The sequence below is a fragment of the Anabaena sp. TISTR 8404 genome, from assembly GCF_056847745.1.
The window spans coordinates 3,389,956-3,411,245 of record NZ_CP180578.1 but is presented as its reverse complement, the minus strand read 5'-3'; the positions used below and the strand labels follow the sequence as shown (position 1 = coordinate 3,411,245).

Genomic DNA, 21,290 nt, shown 5'->3' with positions numbered 1-21,290 from the left:
GGTAGCTTGATTATGAGTTGCCCAGGAGTAGTCAGTATGCGGCTGACTACTCCTGGGAATTCCTCCGTAATTGATTAGGCCAACTAGGGAGGCACAGCTTATCATGGCAAATAATTATGAGGATTGGCATCTCCAAGAAGATATAAAAAATGACCAATCTTTAGATGGTTTGCAAATTCTCGTAGTAGATGATAACGAGGATAGTCTTTTTTTAACTACTTTTATTTTAGAAAGCTATGGTGTGCAAGTAACAACAGCAAAATCAGCTTTAGCAGCATTGGAAATAATTAAAAATTTAAGATTTGATGTTTTAATTTTTGATATTGCTATGCCAAAAGTAGATGGATATTCTTTACTTCGCAAAGTTAGACAAATGTTGGGATCGCAAAACATTTATACACCTGCGATTGCTTTAACGGCTCTCAACTCGGAAGAGAGTTACAATATGGCTTTTTTATCTGGGTTTCAAAGCTATATCCATAAACCTGTAGAACCTAGTATTTTAATAGCTGAAATTACGAAACTTTTGAGATTTTCTGAAGGGGGAAATGGTGAATAATCAGTGCGATCGCTAAAATACATACAGACAGGATAATTTCTAGCCAGGTAAATCTATAACTGCGATCGATGATTAACCAACTCCAAGACTATAATCCCAGTGGTGTAGGTGAAATTAATGGCAACCTCCTTGGTTTGCCATTTGATTACAACTCAGCAAACTTAATTGTCTTTGCAGTACCTTGGGAAGTTACCGTTTCCTATGGTGCAGGTACAGCAAACGGCCCTCAAAGAATTTTGGATGCTTCAATTCAACTGGATTTATTTGACTTTGACAATCCTGAGGGTTGGAAACAAGGAATTTTTTTGGTAGAAATTCCTCAAGATATTTTAGAAAAAAATAATTACTATCGCACCTTAGCTGCCCAAATTATCGAAAGACTAGCACAAGGTAAATCTTTAACAGATACACCAGATTTATCTTCTGTTATGACAGAAATTAATCAGGCTTCCCAACAGGTGAATCAATGGTTGTTTACCCAATGTCAGGAAGCCATAAATCAAGGAAAGCAAGTTGCAGTCATTGGCGGTGACCACAGTTCTCCATTAGGCTATTTCCAAGCATTAGCAAGCAAATATTCCAATTATGGCATTCTGCACATTGACGCACATGCAGATTTACGAGATGCCTATGAGGGATTTGAATTTTCTCATGCCTCTATCATGTTTAATGCTTTGAAACTACCGCAAATCTCCAAGTTAGTCCAGGTAGGTTTACGCGATATTTGTCATGATGAAGTACAAATGATTGAGCAATCTCATGGTCGCATAATTGCCTATTATGATCCTGCTATTAAGCGAAAACTTTATGCTGGAAGCACATGGATTGATATCTGCCGCGAAATTATCAGTCATTTGCCAGAATATGTCTACATTAGCTTTGATGTAGACGGTTTAGATCCGAAACTTTGTCCGAATACAGGTACTCCTGTGGCTGGTGGCTTGGAATTAGAGGAAACCTTCTGTTTATTTCGTGAACTAGTGAATAGCGGTAAAAAAATTATTGGCTTTGATGTTTGTGAAGTTGGTGATGCAGAGTGGGATGGCAATGTAGGTGCGCGAGTTGTATACAAACTGGCGAATTTAATGGAATTATCTCAACGATGAGAGACTCATAAAAAACTTTCAGCAAACAGCCGCTAAGATACTTTTGGTTGATACCACAGGGATACATTTAATGCTGAACAGTAGTAATCTCCATCACTAATTTGTTGCTTGTGGTCAGCTATCCAATCATAAAGTTGTGCCGCTTTTGCTAGTGCTACCCGTTCGGAACGGTAAAGTCGCGGACTAGGACAGAAGACTTCGCCATTGATGTGTATCCCTGCAATCAACCAATAGTCACTGCTTTCACCCTCTGGTAAAATTTCTAGAAAACCGCTACTGTAAGGCTCGATTATTCCCATATTCATTTGCAAGCCAATCGAACGCTAAAAATATAGTGTGACAACAATCCTCTATTAATTTATCGAGGGTTTTCCGAAATAAAAGTAGTGTAAGCTCTATTTGTTATGCGTCAGATATTTGATCTATGATTAACCATATGTGAAATATATTTAGTACCGTAATTTTGATGACAGCTTTCAGAAAATACCTACTTAATTTTCACAATTAGTATATTGCTGTCTCAAATTGATTGCTTGATTTATTTAGATATTTATACCTACTCTACAACTGTGCCTCATATTTATAGCAGCAAGTATTTAAGCAATTAAAAATATCGTAACGAGAGGATAAATTACATTGACTGGTAACACACTTCTACAACGAATCAATCAACATCAATATCTGCGTGATTTACGAAATAAATTACTACATCTTCACCGGATGTTATTGGATATAGAACGTATCAACTATGAACAGGAGCATGGACGAGTATCTAATAGTCAACTCTTTCAGCTTGTTATTGCTGACGAACAATTTGCTTGGCTACATCGGATTTCTGAACTAGTTGTGCAAATTGATGAAACTTTGTCATCTGACCAACCCATATCATTGGAAGATGTACAAAATTTGATTGCAAATACCCGCATTCTCGTTGTACCTTCAGAGGTAGGTAATGAGTTTGCCAGAAAATATTATGCTGCTCTCCAACAAGAACCTAGCGTTGTTTTAGCACACGCCGCAGTTTCCGAACTTCTGGCAACTAAGTAAAATTAGGAGAAATCGAGGATATGTGCTGTGAAACGTTTGACGGTGCATATCCTTTTTTTACTGTTGACTGTTAACGGTCAACCAATTTTAGGATTTTGCTGTTTTAACTTATCAGCTGTGCTAAGACAGGAATGCTCTAAAAATTAGCATTCTATGCAGCAGCAAAAAAATCAATATAGTTATCTTACAGCTATAGAAAGAACTTACCTGTCATTTCCAGCAAAGTTTTTATTAAATCAAAACCTACTTCGAGGCAAAATACTAGATTTTGGTTGTGGTTTTGGTAATGATGTTAAATTGTTGCGCGAAAAAGGCTGTGACATTACAGGTTATGATCCTTATTATTTGCCACATTTTCCTTATGGGCAATTTGATACAATAATTTGCTTTTATGTTTTAAATGTTTTGTTTTCTGAAGAACAAGCTCATGTGCTGATGGAAGTATCACACCTGTTAAAACCAGGCGGTAAAGCTTATTATGTCGTGAGAAGGGATATTAAAAAAGAAGGATTTAGAGAACATTATGTGCATAAAAAACCTACATATCAATGTTTTGTAAAATTGCCTTTCAACTCAATTTATTTGGATGAAAGCCGAGAAATATATGAGTATATTCACTATAATTACCAGCACAATTCATCTAATCAATGTATATTTTGTAATCCTTACAAAAATCTAAGATTGTTAACGGAATCAGCAACTGCTTATGCTATGTTTGATGGTTATCCTATAAGCAAAGGACATGTTTTAGTAATACCCAAACGCCATGTTAGTAATTATTTTGAACTACCTTTTAAAGAGCAATCTGCTTGCTGGCTGATGGTGAATAAAGTTCAAGAGATTCTAAAAACAGAATTTGCGCCTGATGGCTTTAATGTGGGAATGAATATTAATCGAGAGGCTGGTCAAAATATTATGCACGCTAGTATTCATATTATCCCCCGCTATAAAGGTGATAATATGGGTGCTAAAAGTGGTATTAGAAATGTTATACCTAAAAGAAAATAATTACGAGCTATTCAAGATATTCTTGCCAAAACAGACATTGCCTTTGTCTTGCAGCGAGGTTTTGAGATAATTTAAGTAAATCTTGATGTGGCAGAGAATTATTAATATAGAATAGCTCTTTTTTTCTTCTAGAAGTGTAATCAAAAAAGATAGTAAATCTATCTGAAACTTCTGGTGGCTTGCCTCTATGAAAAATACTACCAGTGCCAGCAAATATTACTGTACCAGAATTCCCAATACAGGATTTGTAATTAGCTGATGAAACAACCTTTTGCATGGTTTGGTTGGGTATATAGCCGGAGGTATATTTTAAACTTTGGGCTACATTTGAGGTTAAAGATGGAGGAAGATATTGAAAAGGCCCCTGATTTTCTGCCACATCATTAACATAAACTATTATTTTTAATACTTTGCGGTCTTCTGAATCTATATGCCAAAGTCTAGAACCTATTTCTAATTTATTAGCGATGTCTCTACGAAAATATGCACCATGATAAGCTACTGGTAAACCAAGATAATGTTCAACAATATTCAGTAAACGTTGTTCTAGTCCCCACAAAAAAATTTCAGGATATTCCATTATTTGCTGTGAACTAGCATGAATAACAAATTTATCGGAATTACTGTTAATATCTGGTTTGATTTGAGATGCAAGATGTTTGGCTGTTTGCAGGAGTTGATGATTAGATACAATTCCTAAATTATCTAATGAAGTAACTACAACACCTTCATTATTAATTTTTTCAACTAATTCTAGGTCATCTTTTGAAAGAATAGGCAAATTCTGCTTATGCTGATTAACTGCTATTTGATAAGCAATGTTCGCCTGATGTTGCATAAATGGTATTTGGTAAATTTTTTTAAGAATTCTTTTTTGAATTTTTGGCAATAGCAAATTCATGTTAGTTCCTTTTCATGAAATATTTATTACTGATGCGTTGGATATCAAAATATATCAATTTAAACTTTTTAGAGTCAAAATTGATGATAAAACAAGTTGAATTATAAAACCCAAAAATTCTGTAATCTTAGAGTAAATTAAATAATAGCCTTAGAAAAATATTTTTCCTAAAACTAAGCTTGCCAGACATTTCATAAAGTTACTTAACTAAGCTAAATTACATCTCATACTTTAGTTATAGCTTTGAGGAAATAATTATCTATATAAGTAAATTTAACTACTAAAAAAAACATAAAAATAGGGAGATGGGCAATACTCTAATGATCACTTCATCTCCCTATAAATCTAAAAATAAGTAGTTAGTTATATCAATGTGCCACGAGGATGTATTAACCTCGTTTGAGAGCTAAAGTCAGTCCATCACCAATGGGAACCAGTGAGAGAGTGACTCGTTCATCATCTCGCAGCTTTTGATTAATAGTACGGATAGCTTGAGTACTGTTATCTTGAATTTGGGGGTTAGCTACTTGCCCAGACCATAAAACATTATCGATCGCAATCAAGCCACCAGGGCGAATTAATTGCAAGCATCGCTCGTAATATCCATCATAATTTTCCTTATCGGCATCGATAAAAGCAAAATCAAAGGTTCCAGCTTGTCCTGCCGCCAACAGTTGATCTAAACTTTCTAAGGCTGGTGCTAATCGTAGGTCAATTTTATCGGCTACTCCGGCTTGCTGCCAATATCGCTGTGCGATCGCTGTATACTCTTCACTAACATCACAAGCAACGATTTTACCATCAGCAGGTAGGGCTAAGGCGACCGAAAGCGAACTGTAACCTGTAAACACGCCAACTTCTAGAGTCTTTTTTGCACCTAATAACTGTATTAGCAGTCGCATGAACTGTCCTTGTTCTGGCGAAATCTGCATATTTGCCCTAGGATGTTTGGCAGTTTCGTAGCGTAACTTTTGTAAAATTTCTGGTTCTCGTAAAGAAATTGATAACAAGTAATCGTAAACTTGGCTATCAAGTCCAATAGTCTGTTTTGTCATGATAGATGGCAGAATTTAAGGCATATACCGCTATACTAACGCTGGAGAGTAAAATATCGAAGATGGTGCGATTCTTGATCACAACGATTTTGTTGGTGTTGTTAACAGCTTGTGGTAGTATTGGGCTGCTGCCAACTAGCGAGTTAGTACGAAAAGCGATCGCACTTGGGTTAGAACAAACCAAACAAGAACTTAGTCAAAAATTAGATGTAGATTTTCAGGGATTTGAAATTAAGCAGCTAAAAATTGCCGAAGAAAAACCCCTGACAATTCAAAATTTACCAGCCTTTCGCGTTAAGGGAAAATACGATTTAATTATTAAGCTACCGCAGCGACAGTTGACGCAACTGCAACAACCCTTTGAACTTTATATACAAATTCAACAAGAAGGTAAAACTTGGCGTTTATTATTACCAGATAAGAATAACAAAGATACTCAAAGAGTTTGGCGCAGTTATCTGATTGAATAATTAATATGTGCAAGTAGCCAAACCAGCACAATCATTCCGTATAAATGCCCAGTTATCGCCATGATTGAAGTAATAGCTTCACTGGAGTCATGGCAAAATGTATTTTAACTTTTTTATTAGTTCAATTGTGGGAATTGTTGCAATATTACTGTTAGCATTTGGCGTATTGCAATGGTTCCATGTACCCGCAGGTAACTTTTTAGATTGGATAATTGGCGGTGCAAGTTTTTGGTGGTTATTGGTAATTGTAACTGTACCTTGGAACGTGCATTTTCAAGCTAAAGAAGTTTTAGCAGAAGCAGCACAATCTTCCGAAAAAGGTATTGCTGTAGATGGGAAACAAGTAAAATATGTCCAATTATTAGCCAAGCGATCGCTTTGGTTAGCCGTTGCCTTACACTTATTCTCAGCCGTTGGACTTTACACCCTCGCCGCCACTGGAATTAGCGCAGTAGGTTACATCAGTTCCGGTGCTGCTTTATTATTAACAATTTTGCGTCCCGCTATCCGCGCCTACGAATATTTGTATGCACGGTTAACCATGATTAGCCAAGAATGGAAATATCCCCGCGAAGATATTTTTGAACTGCGGAATCGCTTCTCTGAATTAGAACAAAAAGTGCAATCTATAGAAGAACAACTCAACCCAGAAGAATCATATTCTTTACCCGCAACTCAACAAAGGTTTGCTGAAGAAACACGCAAAGAACTGTCAAGAATTTTAGCTAATTTAGAAGAATTACGTGCGACAAATCAAACAGAACATGAACGGTTAGCCAGAGAAGCTAGAAATGCGATCGCGCAACTTTCTACTGATGGGCAATTTCTTGATCATGTCCGTGAAATTATTCGATTTTTCAAAACAGCTTAAGCAGCCTTGGCGATTGGAAATCGCGGCTACACAGACAAAACCCGCCTGCGCGGGTTGAAAAACTAAATTGTGAGTTAGTCCACGTAAGTGGACTTTAACTAGTCTTTTCAACTCAGCAACGCCAGTTCGCTCAAGTCGGGAAACCCGCCTACGCGACTGGCTCCTCAGCACTCAGCACTTTCAACTATTGCTCTAACTTACATTCCAATGCTTTTTTTTGCATAGTTTTAAATATGTTGTAAAAACCGTTAGCACGGGAAGGTGTCAAGCTGACATTTAAACCAGTTGCTTGAATAAAATCTGGTGTGAGTTGGACAATTTCTGTGGGACTAAGCCCATTTAAACCTTCAATCAATAGTGCGACTAATCCCTTAGTTAACTGAGAATCAGATTCTCCTTGAAATACAACTTTTCCATCATCACAGGTTGCGGTGACATAAACCTGAGAAACACAACCAGGGACTTTATTTTCTGGTACTTTGTCAGCTTCTGGGAACTCTGGAAGCTTCTGTGCGTACCAGATAAGTTGTTCATAGCGCCGCTTGGGATCGGAAGCACGTTGAAAGCGCTGGACGATTTTAGCGAGAGCAGGTGGCAAAGAATCTAAACTAGAAGACATAACAGAAGCTGCAAATAATTCGGTCTCACCTTGAGTGTAAATTATCTAGAGAGCGATCGCGTTCATGATGAGCAAGTCTATATCCAAGCTCTACAAATAGAGAATGTAGAATAAAAGCAACTATCAATCTGATTGCAACTCATGCTCAAAACCATCCCAGGCATTTATCAGAATGGGCAAATTCAACTTAACGAGTTACCGCAAGATGTCAATGAGCGATCACAAGTCCTCGTTACCTTTCTTGATCCTGACAAAATAGATCCCAGCAAACTACGCCAGCTGATTGATCAATTAGAGACAATTGCAGGTATTCAGCAAGGCTTCGAGGAACTGAACACAAGTCAAACCCGCCCCATTGAAGATTTCATCCAACAAATGCAGCAAAAGTATGGCATTTCAGGTTGAGATTACACGCATTGCAGAAGCTCAAATTGAGAAAGCTTATCAATGGTATCGAGAGCGGAATCCTGAATTTGCTGATCGTTGGTTTCGAGGATTAATGAATGCGATCGCTACTTTACAAGATAAACCTGAACGCTGTGCTTTAGCAGTTGAACATGAGATTTTTTCAGAGCCAGTCCGCCAACTTCTTTACGGAAAATCTAAAAACATATACCGAGTGCTGTTTACGATTCGAGATACAAAGGTTTTTGTGTTGTATGTACGCCATAGTTCCCAAGCACCACTGACATTAGATGAGCTAGAGGAACTATAAAGTAAGAATTTTGAGCGATCGCGTTCATGATGAGCAAGTCTATGACCAAGCTCTACGAATTAGGAGAAAACTGCCACCTCTCTCCCCTGCTATCTAAAATGTACAATTTAGGTGTGTCACAGCTTAACCACCGCTACCCATGCCTTTATCGCGTATAGTCACGCTGATTGTTGGTCTAATCGTCATTTTGGCAATGAGCCTGTGGCTGATAGATTCCCTATCGCGCCTTTATTGGCAGTTGTCTTATTCGCCGTTGCTGGGCAATTTGCTGCTGTTGCTGCTGGTTGTCTTGATTGGCGGTTTAGTTGCTGCTTTTGTTTATTACGTGTTGGTGCTTCAGGCTGGCGAAAAACGTTCTCGCCAAGGACGCAGACGAGTGACACCAGCGCAAATTCCGGCAGCTAAATCTGATGCAGCTTCTTCCACACTCCAAGCTGTGCGCCAACAAGTATCGCAAATTCAAGATGAAGTAGCACGCCAAGCTTTATTAAGTCGATCGCGGGAAATTGAAGCCAATTTAGCACGGGGTGAAATTCAAGTTGTCGTGTTCGGCACAGGAAGTGCAGGCAAAACTTCCCTTGTCAACGCAATTATGGGGCGGATGGTAGGTCAAGTAAATGCGCCAATGGGGACAACAACAGTAGGCGAAACTTATTGTCTGCGCTTGAAGGGATTGGAACGCAAAATTTTAATTACCGACACACCCGGAATTTTAGAAGCAGGCGTAGCGGGAACTGAACGAGAACAGTTAGCTAGAGAATTGGCCACAGCCGCAGATTTATTGTTATTTGTTGTAGATAATGACTTACGACGCTCCGAATATGAACCATTGCGGGGTTTAGCAGAAATTGGCAAGCGATCGCTTTTGATTCTCAACAAAACTGACCTCTACACAGACGAAAATAAAGAAGTGATTTTAGCGCGGTTACGAGAACGCGTCCGGGGCTTTATTGGGGCTAACGATGTGGTGGCAATCGCAGCTAACCCCCAATCTGCTCAACTAGAAACAGGCGAACTCTATCAACCAGAACCGGATATTGTACCGTTGCTGCGGCGGATGGCGGCTGTGCTGCGGGCGGAAGGCGAAGATTTAGTCGCAGATAACATTTTGCTGCAATCTTTACGGTTAGGTGAAGAAGCACGCAAACTCATTGATGCCCAGCGTCGTCGTCAAGCCGATAAAATTGTCGAGCGCTTTCAGTGGATTGGGGCTGGTGTTGTCTCGGTTACACCCTTACCAGTAGTAGATTTACTGGCCACAGCCGCCGTCAATGCCCAAATGGTTGTGGAAATTGGCAGAGTCTACGGCTGTGAGTTAAACATGGAACGAGGGCGGGAGTTAGCTTTATCGTTAGCAAAAACTATTGCCAGTTTGGGGATAGTTAAAGGCGCAATTCAATTAGTGTCTACAGCTTTGCAGCTGAATGTTGCCACATTTATTATTGGTAGAGCAATTCAGGGCGTGACAGCGGCATATTTAACGCGAATTGCCGGGAAAAGTTTTATTGAATATTTTCGCCATGATCAAGATTGGGGTGATGGCGGGATGACCGAGGTTGTACAGCGACAATTTCAAATTAACCGCCGAGACGAGTTTATTAAAGCATTTATTCAAGAAGCGATCGCCAGAGTTGTCAAACCTCTACAAGACAAAGCAGAAGCCCTGGAACAAGATGAAGAAGCTCAGTAGCACCTTGAAAACAGAGGCTAAGCTAATCGTCATTATAAATTGCACTATTTTCATGGTAGTAAAAGCTGCAAACCCTCTCCCTTGCTCCCTGCTCCCCTGCCTGCATAGCTATTGGTTATTTTTTTAATTGGAAGTCTCTAGCCATGATTGTAAACTTTCCGCTAAGTAAATTTAGCGTAATTACTGACACCCATTCTGGAACCAGTAGTTATAAATCCTTGTAGAATCAAATACCGAGGTAATTTTTACCTAGATACTACTGAAAGTAGAATTTAATCTTTTCGTAAAAAACTCCCATTTTTATTGCCGTTTTTTTTTTCTACTGACAGTATGGAAATGTGCAAAGGCAACAATAACAATCAAGCTTCACTAAACTAGGGAGTCAATTAGAGATGCAAGCTTAATCACCGTCGTAGTCACAAAAACATTACTGACATTGACAACAAATTATTCAACCTCATGATTTTGATTTCAGTAAATTTGTGTAATTATTACGCAAATATTTAAAAATCACGTAGAAAAAACTACGGAGGTTACAAAGCTTGCTAATGTAGAAATTGGCTAAAGATTCAAACTTTGAATCAGTTTTAACTGATGCGATTACGTGATTTCCCACTTCCTATAGCTAGAGATGTATTCTCTGGTACAGAAGTAACTTTGCAAAAATTTTGTCAGCACTCCCCAATTTATGAAATCTACTGTTGGAGAACCTCAATTCATGCTTCTAAAATCTTACAAAAAATTATCTCAAGCTACTGCTGTTACTGCCCTTGGTATTGCTATGTTAGCATCTGTAGGCAATGCTCCTGCCAATGCTGCAACCTTCAATTTTTCTGGGCAATTTGAATCCCTAGCACTTCCTGGTTCAACAGGAGTAGCTCTAGCTTTACAGAATGGCTCTTTTGATGGAACTTATACAGTAGATGTAGCCCAACTACCAACTACTACACAAGTCAATTTGACCAGTTGGCTCGTAAATGTACGGGATGCTTCTAACAATATTTTGAAAACCTTTTCTAGTGCGATCGCTGGTAACACTGGTATAGCTGTTAACGATGGTCTTCGCTTTACCAATTTTGTCGCTGCATCAACAGGTTCAGAAACAGCCAGTTTAGGAGTGGTATTTGCTCCTGGATTTACAGGCTCACCTGGAAATGGCCCAACTGATGGTCTTTTCAGTAGTGTAGTATTCTCCACTACTTCTGGTTCTATAGTTGCTGGACAACTCCCCATCAAATCTGCATCTGTACCTGAACCTGTTTCTACTGCTGGTGTTGCAGTTGCTGGTGCTATGGGTTTGTGGATGAAGCGGAAGCAAAAAGCTCCTGTAGCATAGTTGCATTCCTGAAAAACAGGGATAATTCATAAACTGGATTACGTTGATTGCAGAGTTCTAAATTTTTTACGCAAATACGCACAGGGGTTCCTTCTCTCCTCGTAAGGAACCCTTTTTCTTTTGCTTATTTATTGGTTAGGAATAACTCCAGAGACGAAAAATCAAGGGTGTAAGGGTGTATGTATCCAAAGCCTTTACACCCCATAGCGTTCGGCTGACGCTGACGGCGAAGTTCTTTCACCCCTAAACCTAATCTCCAGTGGTTCATTTTGTGAGGCGATCGCTAGTCAAGGGACAACTACAGATATTGATGGTAATACACAAAATAGTAATTTAATTTTTACAGGACGAGGTGGTTTACCTCCCACTCCTGAAGCATTTCTGAGTGCAGATGTGATTTGGTCAGATATTCGGACTTTACCAATTTTAACGCAGTCTAATGCAGATAAATTAGTTGTTCTATCACAATTGAAATCAAATCTGCGCAAAATTATCCCTACTACCAATTGGGTTTTTCATGACAAAGGTGAAGTCACCTTGATTTCTCATTCATCTATTGTCAATAATATAGATTCTACTTCTGTTAACTGCTGGAAACCGTAAAAGCCAGGGCTAATATTTTGATCGTGAAAACACTGCATCATTTGCTAGTTTCTCGATACTATGGAAAATATTCCAGATTCAAAGTCTAATTTATATGTATATGTAATACAAATAGCAAAACAATTTTATTTTGTTGATGAAAATACGTAAAAATTAACAAGCTAGGATGACGGTAATCAAAGCTGTAGTGATTTATTTTCAAGGGCTTCCGGAAATAATGGGTGGATGTCAGAAAAGTTATAGGAGGACTTACTAAGTAACCAACTTATGAGCCACTACATGATCGGTAAAGTACTACAATCGCGGTACCAAATCGTTGAAAGTCTGGGTGCAGGTGTATTTGGGCAGACATATACTGCTATAGACATAGATTACCCAGAAAACCCTAGATGTGTTGTGAAACAGCTGAAAACTAGCAACTTCCAAACCAGCTATTTAGACACATTAAGGCTACATTTTCTCACGGAAACGGAGACTCTCAAACGTTTGGGTAGTCATCCGCAAATTCCCGAACTCATCGCCTGCTTTGAAGAAAATGAGCGGCTTTATCTAGTACAAGAGTTTGTGGAAGGTCATGATTTAACAGCAGAGTTACCAATTAATCAACAATGGGGATGTCTTTGGACGGAAAGCGAAGTTGTAGAATTTTTAGAGGATGTTTTGAAAATTTTAGAATTTGTGCATTCTCAAAGCGTCATTCATTGTGATATTAAACCAGAAAATTTAATTAGACGCTGTGTTGATGGCAAACTGGTTTTAATTGACTTTGGTTCTATCCAGTCTGTTAAGTTTTCTCTAGATACCGAATTGCCAATCGATTGGATTCCTGTCACCTCATTGGGTTACATTCCACCAGAGCAATTTATTGGGCAAACACGACCCAACAGTGATATTTATGCTTTGGGTATGATTGCTATCCAAGCGTTAACAGGTTTAGAACCTCTACAATTTAAAGTTGATCCTCATACTAATGAAATTATTTGGCGTTCGCCAAACACTCCGGTTAATGATTATTTAGCTGCTATTCTCAGCAAAATGATCCGTTATGATTTTCAAGAACGCTTTCAGACTGCGGGTGAGGTGCTGCGTGTACTCAAACAAATGAGACGAGAAACCCAGCCATCGCAAATTTTGCCAACAAAATACCAAGAGTCATCATCAATGGTTGGTACGAGTGATGAGACTCGGCAAAATCCAACCTCTGACAAATTATCTCCAATCATGACAGGGATGAAAGTCGGACTGGCGGCTAATTCTTTGTTGATGGGATTTGGTGTATATTCTTTACTAAATAATTCTCCGGCATATTCAGAAACTGAAACTTTATATAAAGCAACAGAAAACTATCAAGCTGGAGATTTGCAAGGTGCGATCGCTCTAGCTAAATCAATTCCCTCCCACAGCAATGTTTACCCAGAAGCACAAGCCACAATCGAAGTATGGCAACAACAATGGCTGCAAGCTGCGGAACAATATTTATTAGCAGAACAAGCCTTGAATGAAAGTAGATGGTCGGATGTATTAAAGACTGCTACTAAAGTTCCAGACATTTTATATTGGCAATCGAAAACAGACAGACTCGTTCAACAAGCACGAGTTAATATCGAAACACAAACACAAAGTTTACTTGCCAAGGCTTATGAAAAAGCTGAAGCTAGAGATTTTTCAGCAGCTTTAGAGTATTTGCGCCAAATTCCCCAAGAAAGTTCGGCTGGCGCTATAGTGCAGAAAAAATTAGCTGAGTACAATCAAAAACGGCAGATTAGAGCCGCTTACTTTTTACAAAATGCTTATAAAAAAGCAGCTTTTGGTGATTTTGATGGTGCTGTTAAATTTTTGCGCCAAATTCCTAAAGACACCAAAGTATATGCTCAAGCTCAAACTAAACTACAAGAATATACTCAAAAACAACGTCTGCAAACTCAAAGTCAAAATTTAGCTTTCGATCTAGCTTCTCCTAAACAAAATACAAATAAATTGATCAATGCGCCTTTTGAAAATGACTTGCAAGAAGTCAATATTCGTTAGTAAAAGAAACCAAAGGAGGTGAGTTACGACGCTAAAAGAATTTCTCGGTAGAGCAAAGTGCTGAGGAGAAACCCAGTATTCTCAATGCTTTGAGCAATCAATAAAGAAATTAGGCTCCTGGTTTGAAATAATCGAGGAGGCGATCGCCTGAATCGGCACGAATCAATGCTACAACTACATCGGGTAAGGCCGTTAAACTAGGGTATACCAAATAACGGGGTTCCCAACTAGGGCGAAATTTGTCTTTGTAGGCGTGTAAGCCTTGGAAGTTGTAGAAGCGGTTCAGATGTTCGTAAAGATAGTGCAGACCTTTCTCTAGGCGGCGTGACTCTGGATTTTCACCAACTCCAGCCAAGGCGGAAAGTCCAAAATTAAAAGTGTCGTAGCCCTCTTCTTTAAAATGCTGAAGCAGAGAAATAAACAAAAAATCCATCATCCCGTTTTCAATGGACGAACGATGACGCATCATGTCAATCGTAATTTCATTTAGCTGATACTCTGGCAAAACGTTGGTAAAAGCAGCAATCCCACCATCAGGAGTATGCACAACAGCAATTTCGCAATTACGCAGATAAGCTTCGTCAAACCATCCTAAAGAAAAGCGTTTTTCGGAACCTTGCGCCATCTTTAGCCATTCATCACTAACAGATTTCAGTTGATGTAACAAGTCATTGGCGATTGGTGGTTGATAAAAACTAACTTGATAGCCGAGTTTTGTTAACCGATTAATTGATGGGCGAAAGTTTTTACCCGCCTTACCTTGTAAAGTAAAGTTTTTCAAGTCAACGATCGCCTCTTCGCCAATCTTGAGTATCCTAAATCCCAGAGAAATATAAAGGTCGATATCGTCAGGTAAAGTTTGATAAAAGGCAGGATACCAATCATGACGTTGGCAAAACTGCTGAAAACTCACAATTACTTCTTGACGGTCTTCAATTGGGCCAATGGGGTCTCCCAGGGCGATCGCACCTCTACCTTTGGGTACATAAGCAATTACACTCTTACCAGAAGGGCTAAAAAAGTAACTTTTATCATTTAAAAGGGTAATTGCTGCTAAAGACGAGCAACCATACTTTTCAACAATTTCTTTGGTTTTTTGTCGCTCAATAGAAGTTGCAGAGTTCTGCAAAAACACAGGCTGCAACAGCATTACTACTGCAAAAGTAATCGTACTGGCAGCAATAATATAAATAGAATTAGCAAAAAATTCACCAAATCTAGTTTTTGATTGTAATCCCCAATTATCTTCAGTAAAAAACATTGCCAAAGTCTGAAGTATGGCATCTTTCCAATTAAAATTTTCTGTAAATTTGCCATCTAATAAATAAAATCCAACTGTTCCGTATGCCAAAGTAAACAGCAAAGCACCAACCAATACTCGCACACCTCTAGCAATTGAGGGTCGGTCTGATTTAGCTGTAAAAACATGGCGCATCAGAACTAGTTGCCCCAGTAAAATACCTGATAATATACTTTCTTCGTAATCTAAGCCTTTGATTAAATGGCTAAAAATAGATATGACTAGTAAACTAATTGTCAGCAGCCAAGCCACCCGCTTGCGGCGCAATAAATTAGTCGCTAATGTCAACAAAACAAAGCCTGTTAATGCTGCAAAAATATGACCAGTAGCCCGAATTTCAAACGGTAAAAATTCTTTTAGCCAATGATTACGTCCATAGAGGTTCGGTGTGACTGCGGATAGAAGATTTACTATTCCGACTAACCCTGTCAGGACAGCTACACTCCAAAGTCCAATTCGAGTTTTTAAGTTGTTAGTCATCTTAAATAAGTATGTTTTATCGGCGTAAATCTTCATTTAATTATTTTTTAAATCTTTTAAATTGTTCTCCTACATAAGAAAGAGAATCTTTCAAATGCTTGTGAAAGTAATTCCAGCCAACATCTGCACCTGATAAACCATGACCACCAGGAAAAGCATAGAATACATTAGCAATATCTAACTTATCTAAGACTTGGTGAAAACCTTGAGTAGAAGCCAACAAATTAGGGTCATTCAAGCCTGCATCAAGATATACACGTAGTCGCTTTCTATCAGAAATTGATAACTGTTGGACTATTTGTAACGGACTATTTTGCGCTCCACTGTTATCGGTAAAATAACCGCTATGACTAAATAATATATTGAAGTTGTTGAGATAGCGTAACCCAATATTAAAGGCTCCCCATCCACCAGAAGATAGACCACCTAACGCCCAAAATTTTGGTTTTTCTAGAGTCCGGTAGCGTGACTTCACAACTTGAACTAATTCCGCACCAATTAAAGTCTTAATTTTGCCATTCGGCCCATCATAATAATCGGGGTCATATAAAGGACTGGAACCGCGATTATCATTGCTATCTGGCGTAATTATAATTGATGGTGGTAATTTGCCACTTTTATACAATTCATGTAACACACTCATGATGGCATATTTATCAGCATAAGCACGAGCATCATCATGACCACCATGTAATAAAAAGATAACTGGATAGAGAGTTTGGGGATTTTTTTGATAGTTAGGAGGTAAAATTACGCCATATTGGCGGACTGTACCCATAGCTTTAGAATTGAAAGTTTCTAACTGAAATTTTAAGCCTGTATCTGCTTGTTGATGGGGTGGATCTAGTTGGGGCGCACCTAATACAAAAACATAGTAATATGCTGCACCAGTAAGAATAGCGATCGCACCTGCTAAACCCAGAAAAATTTTAGAAATTTTCATATATTTATCAGCTGGGAAATCAAGAGGATCAGATCCCCGACTTCTTTAAGAAGCCGGGGATCTGGTTGTTCACATTAATCGATAACGAAATTTAAGACTACTGCCAGCAAGATTAATGATTATGTTGATTTTTTGGCTGCTTAACGCCTACATTATCAGCAGCATGGGCGATTTCCGCAATCCGAAATTGCTCACCTACAAAGGTCAGAGAATCTGCTAAGTGTTCCCGCCAATATTGCCAAGTATGACTGCCAGGAAACTGTCGAAATAAATTGTAAACTTTTTGTTGGCTCAGAACTTGAGAAAATTCTTGAGCATCATTTAATTCTTCGGTATCAGATTTGCCTGAATCTAGATAAATTCGTAGTCTTTTTTTTGCTTGCGGTGGCAGAGTTTTGATATATATAATCGGGCTATTTTGCGGGCCGCTTTTATCTTTAAAATAACCACTATGACTAAATAAAATAGAGAAGTTCTGCAAATTGTGCAATCCGACATTCATTGCACCCCAACCACCAGAAGATAATCCACCCATCGCCCAAAAATCTGGATTGGGTAGGGTGCGATAGCGGTTCTGCACTAGTTTTACCAGTTCATATCCCACTGCTGTAGCAACTTTACCATTGGGGCCATCGATATATTGGGGATCAAAATAGGGACTAGAGCCGCGTTTGTCGTTACCATCGGGCGTGATAATAATACTGGGTGGTAATTTACCTGTCGTGTATAAGTTTGTTAGCGTTTTGAGTGCTTGTCCTTTTTTGTCGTTAAACCAATCAAGAGGTTCACCGTGTCCACCGTGGAGAAGAAAAATTACGGGGTAACGTTGTTGGGGATTTTGTTCATAACCAGGGGGTAACGATACACCATAGGTGCGTTTTCCTCCCATAACTTGGCTATCGTAGGATTCAATTTTGTAGGTGAGGGGAGTCGCTAAAGCTTTAGCATCTGGCTGTGCTGGTAGGTGGAAAGCGGTTATTTGTGGTGGTTTAGCGGCTACACCTTGGGAATATTTACAGCCAACTAAAGTTAATACCGAAATTAGTAGTAGGATTTTTTTGTAATTCATATTGAGAAATTAAGAATATACTTGTTGGTTTAACCAATCTGCGATCGCTTGATTCACTAACTCTGCACACTCTGCCATTACCAGATGTCCGGCTTGGGCAAAATGTATATGAGTACCGTTTACAAAGTGACTCGCTAACTCATCTCCCATTTTTTGAGTAAACATAGGGTCTTTTCCCGCAGTAATTACTAAAGTGGGAATATGCAAATTCTGCGGTAGTGTATGACGGACAAAAAAGTTATAGTCCCAAAAAATTTCTAAGGCTTTGTAAGCATCAAAATCAGTTGGTACTGGGTTTTCGGCAAAAAACCGTTCCATAACGCTGTGACGGTAAGAAGTGGCGAGGAAGTTATTGAAGGCTTGCACACTCGGTAAATGGTAAAGATATCTCCCACCCCAAGCCATCAACTTCATCAGGGGAATTTCCCACCAAGGTGCTAAATCGTGAGTACCACCAGCAATGGCAATCATTGCACTCACTGGATAATGTTGGGCAAATTCTAAACCAATAGGAACGCCATAGCTATGACAACATAACACAGGCGAATTGATGTCAAATTTGTGCAACAATCGCTTTAAATCTCGGCAATGTCGCCCAATAGAATAGCGCGAGTAACGGCTAGACTGTCCATGTCCAGCTAAATCATAAGCGAGAACTTCCCAACCTTGATTTTGAGCAAATTCATACTGCATTCTAAAGTTAAAATGATTGCCCATTCCGCCGTGAATAAAAACTATCGGCGGAGTTACACCAGGACTATAGCAAACTTGTAAATTTACACCTCGCCGCAGGTGAATTGAGTAACCAACTAAGGCATCTTCAAAACAGTCATCATCCGTCATGGAAAGCTGCTACATTACTTGTTTAAAATTTGATGGTTTTACATCAAGAGCTTAAGCCTGCGATATGACAATGCTGTGTCAAGTTAATGGAAAATTTGCGAATAGGATTTAAAGAATGCTGAAAAAGCTGCGACTCAACATTAGTTCTGTTTTTGGCTTGTTGTTGCTGGCGCTTTCTGTATGGGCGATCGCTCATGAACTACGCGAGTATAATTATCATGATATTCTGGCGGCGATCGCTGCAATTCCCAAACAGCGTTTGATTTGGGCAATTGGGTTAACAGCTTTCGGCTATTTAGTGATGGTTGGGTACGATATTTTGGGCTTTGCCTACATTCATCGTTCCCTGCACTGGCGAAAAATTGCTTTGACTAATTTTATTAGTTCAAGCTTCAGCAATACTGTCGGTTTTGCTTTGTTGACTGGTAGTGCTATTCGCTATCGTTTTTATTCTAGATGGCAAGTATCACGAATTGCGATCGCCCAAATCATTGCTTTTGTTAATTTCACTTTTTGGTTGGGAATGTTTGCTGTTGCTGGATTAGTCTTTTTGATTAATCCGCTCAAAATTCCTACGCCATTACACTTGCCATTTAACACCGTGCGTCCTATTGGTGTGATATTTATCGGCTTAATTATGAGTTATTTAATCGGCAGTTTTGCTATTAAACAAACATTAATTATTCGCAATCATGAATTTCGCTTTCCATCTTTTCAGATATCCCTGATTCAAATAATTATTTCTAGTCTTGACTGGATATTGGCAGCAGCAGTTCTTTATGCTTTATTACCTAATAGCACACCTTTATCTTATTTAGACTTTTTAGGAATTTATTTACTGGCAATGTTTGCAGGTGTTGTTAGTAATGTTCCTGGTGGTTTGGGTGTATTTGAAACAGTAATTTTATTAATTCTTTCAGCTAAATTTTCTGCGGCGGCAGTTTTGGGTTCAATGCTGGCCTATCGCGGCGTATACTACTTTTTACCTTTGGTTTTAGCAACAGGTTTATTAATAGTTGATGAGATTATGGGTGGTAGAAGGTAAGAGTAAAATCTGTTGCCAAATTAGGGATGCTTTTTGTAGGGTAGGCATTTTGCCTACCCTACAAGGGTTATGTTTAATTTAACGTGAATTCAACAAGCCTGTTTTAACCTCTTCCCCAACCCCTCCTCACAAGTGTAGGTTTTTCATAATTTGATGAGTAATGACTCTAAAAATCATGAGTTAATTGGAGTTGCATACCCCTACACCCCAAATCAACGTTTTTGAGGCAGAACGTAAAAAACCTACACCTGTCAGCCTAACCCCTCTCCGAAGCGGAGATGGGCAGAAATATTCTTCGTTATCAAAGCCTCTCCCCCCGTGGGGGAGAGGTTTGGAGAGGGGTTTTCATACCCGTCGAACTCACGTTAATTTAGTTAAGCAAATTATTCAGCTTATCTATCTTGTTGCGCCCAAATGCGTGTGGGGAGACCCCAAACATAAATAAAGCCTTCAGCTGCTTTGTGGTCAAATTGGTCTTCCGCGCCGTAGGTGGCTAAGTCGGGGGTATAAAGTGTGTTGTCACTCCAACGACCGACTATGGTGGCGTTACCTTTGAAAAGTTTCACCCGCACTGTTCCAGAGACGCGTTCTTGAGTTTGTTGAATGAAAGCATCCAGGGCAGCTTTCAGAGGACTGTACCACAAACCGTTGTAAACCAATTTGGTATAAGTGTCTTCAATACCGCGCTTGTATTGGGTAACATCTGCGGTTAAAGTGAGGCTTTCTAAATCACGGTGTGCTTGAATTAACACCAACATTGCAGGTGATTCGTAAATTTCCCGTGATTTGATTCCGACTAAGCGGTTTTCAATCATGTCAATGCGACCGATGCCATGATTGCCTGCTAACTCGTTGAGTGTTTCAATTAATTCAACGGGGTTTTTGGCTGCATCGTTGATAGTTGTGGGAATACCTTTGACGAAACCAATCTCAATATATTCTGGTTCATTGGGGGTATCGGCGATCGCCTTCGTCATCTGATAAATTTCTTCTGGGGGTTCTGCGGCTGGATCTTCCAACACACCCGCTTCAATACTGCGACCGAGCAAGTTTTTATCAATACTGTAAGGCGAAGACTTTTTCACAGGTGCAGGAATGCCAAACTTTTCCCCGTAGGCGATGGTTTCTTCGCGGCTCATGCCCCATTCCCGCGCCGGTGCTAAAATTTTGAGGCTGGGATTTAAGGCAGCACAGGAAACATCAAAGCGTACCTGGTCATTACCCTTACCAGTACAACCATGTGCGATCGCATCAGCACCGTATTTTTCTGCTACTTCTACTAATATCTTGGCAATTAAGGGACGAGCAAGGGCAGTTCCCAGCGGATAGCGATTTTCGTAAAGTGCATTCGCTTGAATAGCAGGGAAAGCGTAATCTTTAACAAAGCTGTCTTTGACATCAATCACCAGAGATTCACTAGCACCGGATTTGAGGGCTTTTTCTTTGATTGGTTCTAATTCATCTCCCTGGCCTAAATCTGCTGCGAGAGTAATCACCTCTTCCACACCCCACTCTTGCTTGAGGTAAGGAATGCACACAGAAGTATCTACACCACCTGAATAAGCTAAGACAACCTTTTTGGCGCGACCCATTGGTTTCTCC

Annotated in this window: 22 protein-coding genes; 13 read left to right on the top strand and 9 right to left on the bottom strand. The window is 39.3% G+C overall.

The window, feature by feature from the left end; genetic code table 11:
• Window positions 1-103: 103 nt before the first annotated feature.
• Window positions 104-559 carry a response regulator gene (locus ACMX3D_RS14760; protein WP_482752147.1) on the top strand — a complete coding sequence of 152 codons (456 nt, stop codon included), beginning with the start codon at window positions 104-106 and terminating at the stop codon, window positions 557-559.
• A gap of 68 nt (window positions 560-627) precedes the next feature.
• Window positions 628-1,665, top strand: coding sequence for an agmatinase SpeB (speB, locus tag ACMX3D_RS14755; RefSeq protein WP_482752146.1), 1,038 nt, complete (start codon window positions 628-630; stop codon window positions 1,663-1,665).
• Between the two features lie 32 nt (window positions 1,666-1,697).
• Here the strand turns inward: speB and ACMX3D_RS14750 are convergent, their stop codons facing one another.
• Window positions 1,698-1,970 (bottom strand): hypothetical protein, encoded by a 273-nt coding sequence (locus ACMX3D_RS14750; protein ID WP_482752145.1) that lies wholly within the window; start codon window positions 1,968-1,970, stop codon window positions 1,698-1,700.
• 331 nt (window positions 1,971-2,301) lie between these two features.
• Here ACMX3D_RS14750 and ACMX3D_RS14745 point away from each other — a divergent pair, with 331 nt between their 5' ends.
• Both ACMX3D_RS14745 and ACMX3D_RS14740 read left to right on the top strand, forming a co-directional pair.
• Window positions 2,302-2,712 carry a hypothetical protein gene (locus ACMX3D_RS14745; RefSeq protein WP_482752144.1) on the top strand — a complete coding sequence of 137 codons (411 nt, stop codon included), beginning with the start codon at window positions 2,302-2,304 and terminating at the stop codon, window positions 2,710-2,712.
• Window positions 2,713-2,865: 153 nt separating this feature from the next.
• Window positions 2,866-3,720 (top strand): HIT family protein, encoded by an 855-nt coding sequence (locus tag ACMX3D_RS14740; protein WP_482752143.1) that lies wholly within the window; start codon window positions 2,866-2,868, stop codon window positions 3,718-3,720.
• Between the two features lie 7 nt (window positions 3,721-3,727).
• Here ACMX3D_RS14740 and ACMX3D_RS14735 read toward each other — a convergent pair whose 3' ends face one another.
• Together ACMX3D_RS14735 and ACMX3D_RS14730 are read right to left on the bottom strand one after the other, a co-directional pair.
• Entirely contained in the window at window positions 3,728-4,621 is an 894-nt protein-coding gene (locus ACMX3D_RS14735; protein ID WP_482752142.1) for a 2OG-Fe(II) oxygenase, read from the bottom strand.
• A gap of 389 nt (window positions 4,622-5,010) precedes the next feature.
• The gene (locus ACMX3D_RS14730; RefSeq protein WP_482752141.1) at window positions 5,011-5,676 is read right to left on the bottom strand and encodes a class I SAM-dependent methyltransferase; all 666 of its coding nucleotides are present in this window, start codon (window positions 5,674-5,676) and stop codon (window positions 5,011-5,013) included.
• Between the two features lie 62 nt (window positions 5,677-5,738).
• On the opposite strand from ACMX3D_RS14730, the gene ACMX3D_RS14725 reads away from it, so the two are divergent.
• Together ACMX3D_RS14725 and ACMX3D_RS14720 are read left to right on the top strand one after the other, a co-directional pair.
• Complete coding sequence (locus ACMX3D_RS14725; protein WP_482752140.1) at window positions 5,739-6,146, top strand: hypothetical protein; 408 nt, start codon at window positions 5,739-5,741, stop codon at window positions 6,144-6,146.
• A 97-nt stretch (window positions 6,147-6,243) separates the two neighbouring features.
• Window positions 6,244-7,017 (top strand): hypothetical protein, encoded by a 774-nt coding sequence (locus ACMX3D_RS14720; RefSeq protein ID WP_482752139.1) that lies wholly within the window; start codon window positions 6,244-6,246, stop codon window positions 7,015-7,017.
• A 184-nt stretch (window positions 7,018-7,201) separates the two neighbouring features.
• Here the strand turns inward: ACMX3D_RS14720 and ACMX3D_RS14715 are convergent, their stop codons facing one another.
• Window positions 7,202-7,636 carry a SufE family protein gene (locus ACMX3D_RS14715; RefSeq protein ID WP_482752138.1) on the bottom strand — a complete coding sequence of 145 codons (435 nt, stop codon included), beginning with the start codon at window positions 7,634-7,636 and terminating at the stop codon, window positions 7,202-7,204.
• A gap of 141 nt (window positions 7,637-7,777) precedes the next feature.
• Here ACMX3D_RS14715 and ACMX3D_RS14710 point away from each other — a divergent pair, with 141 nt between their 5' ends.
• From ACMX3D_RS14710 to ACMX3D_RS14685, 6 genes are all read left to right on the top strand, one after another.
• Entirely contained in the window at window positions 7,778-8,041 is a 264-nt protein-coding gene (locus ACMX3D_RS14710; RefSeq protein WP_482752137.1) for a hypothetical protein, read from the top strand.
• Window positions 8,025-8,351: a type II toxin-antitoxin system RelE/ParE family toxin gene (locus ACMX3D_RS14705; protein WP_482752136.1), complete on the top strand. Its 327-nt coding sequence runs from the start codon at window positions 8,025-8,027 to the stop codon at window positions 8,349-8,351. Before ACMX3D_RS14710 ends, ACMX3D_RS14705 begins: the two co-directional genes overlap by 17 nt.
• Window positions 8,352-8,490: 139 nt before the next feature.
• Window positions 8,491-10,041, top strand: coding sequence for a YcjF family protein (locus tag ACMX3D_RS14700; protein ID WP_482752135.1), 1,551 nt, complete (start codon window positions 8,491-8,493; stop codon window positions 10,039-10,041).
• A 688-nt stretch (window positions 10,042-10,729) separates the two neighbouring features.
• A complete protein-coding gene (locus ACMX3D_RS14695; RefSeq protein ID WP_482752134.1) occupies window positions 10,730-11,377 on the top strand; it encodes a PEP-CTERM sorting domain-containing protein in 648 nt (215 codons plus the stop codon).
• A gap of 393 nt (window positions 11,378-11,770) precedes the next feature.
• On the top strand, window positions 11,771-11,980 hold the full coding sequence (locus ACMX3D_RS14690; protein ID WP_482752133.1) for a hypothetical protein: 210 nt from the start codon (window positions 11,771-11,773) through the stop codon (window positions 11,978-11,980).
• Window positions 11,981-12,247: 267 nt separating this feature from the next.
• Window positions 12,248-14,008 carry a protein kinase domain-containing protein gene (locus tag ACMX3D_RS14685; protein ID WP_482752132.1) on the top strand — a complete coding sequence of 587 codons (1,761 nt, stop codon included), beginning with the start codon at window positions 12,248-12,250 and terminating at the stop codon, window positions 14,006-14,008.
• Window positions 14,009-14,117: 109 nt separating this feature from the next.
• On the opposite strand, the gene ACMX3D_RS14680 is transcribed toward ACMX3D_RS14685, so the two are convergent.
• The 4 genes from ACMX3D_RS14680 to ACMX3D_RS14665 all read right to left on the bottom strand — a co-directional run bounded on the left by ACMX3D_RS14680 (window position 14,118) and on the right by ACMX3D_RS14665 (window position 18,643).
• Window positions 14,118-15,788, bottom strand: a complete 1,671-nt coding sequence (locus ACMX3D_RS14680; RefSeq protein WP_482752131.1) for a phosphatidylglycerol lysyltransferase domain-containing protein — start codon at window positions 15,786-15,788, stop codon at window positions 14,118-14,120.
• 40 nt (window positions 15,789-15,828) lie between these two features.
• Window positions 15,829-16,731, bottom strand: coding sequence for an alpha/beta hydrolase (locus ACMX3D_RS14675; protein ID WP_482752130.1), 903 nt, complete (start codon window positions 16,729-16,731; stop codon window positions 15,829-15,831).
• Between the two features lie 112 nt (window positions 16,732-16,843).
• On the bottom strand, window positions 16,844-17,800 hold the full coding sequence (locus ACMX3D_RS14670) for an alpha/beta hydrolase (RefSeq protein WP_482752129.1): 957 nt from the start codon (window positions 17,798-17,800) through the stop codon (window positions 16,844-16,846).
• 9 nt (window positions 17,801-17,809) lie between these two features.
• The gene (locus tag ACMX3D_RS14665) at window positions 17,810-18,643 is read right to left on the bottom strand and encodes an alpha/beta fold hydrolase (RefSeq protein WP_482752128.1); all 834 of its coding nucleotides are present in this window, start codon (window positions 18,641-18,643) and stop codon (window positions 17,810-17,812) included.
• Between the two features lie 115 nt (window positions 18,644-18,758).
• Between ACMX3D_RS14665 and ACMX3D_RS14660 the strand changes: the two genes are divergently transcribed.
• Complete coding sequence (locus tag ACMX3D_RS14660; protein WP_482752127.1) at window positions 18,759-19,688, top strand: lysylphosphatidylglycerol synthase domain-containing protein; 930 nt, start codon at window positions 18,759-18,761, stop codon at window positions 19,686-19,688.
• A 392-nt stretch (window positions 19,689-20,080) separates the two neighbouring features.
• Here ACMX3D_RS14660 and ACMX3D_RS14655 read toward each other — a convergent pair whose 3' ends face one another.
• The gene (locus tag ACMX3D_RS14655; protein WP_482752126.1) at window positions 20,081-21,280 is read right to left on the bottom strand and encodes an argininosuccinate synthase; all 1,200 of its coding nucleotides are present in this window, start codon (window positions 21,278-21,280) and stop codon (window positions 20,081-20,083) included.
• Window positions 21,281-21,290 lie beyond the last annotated feature (10 nt).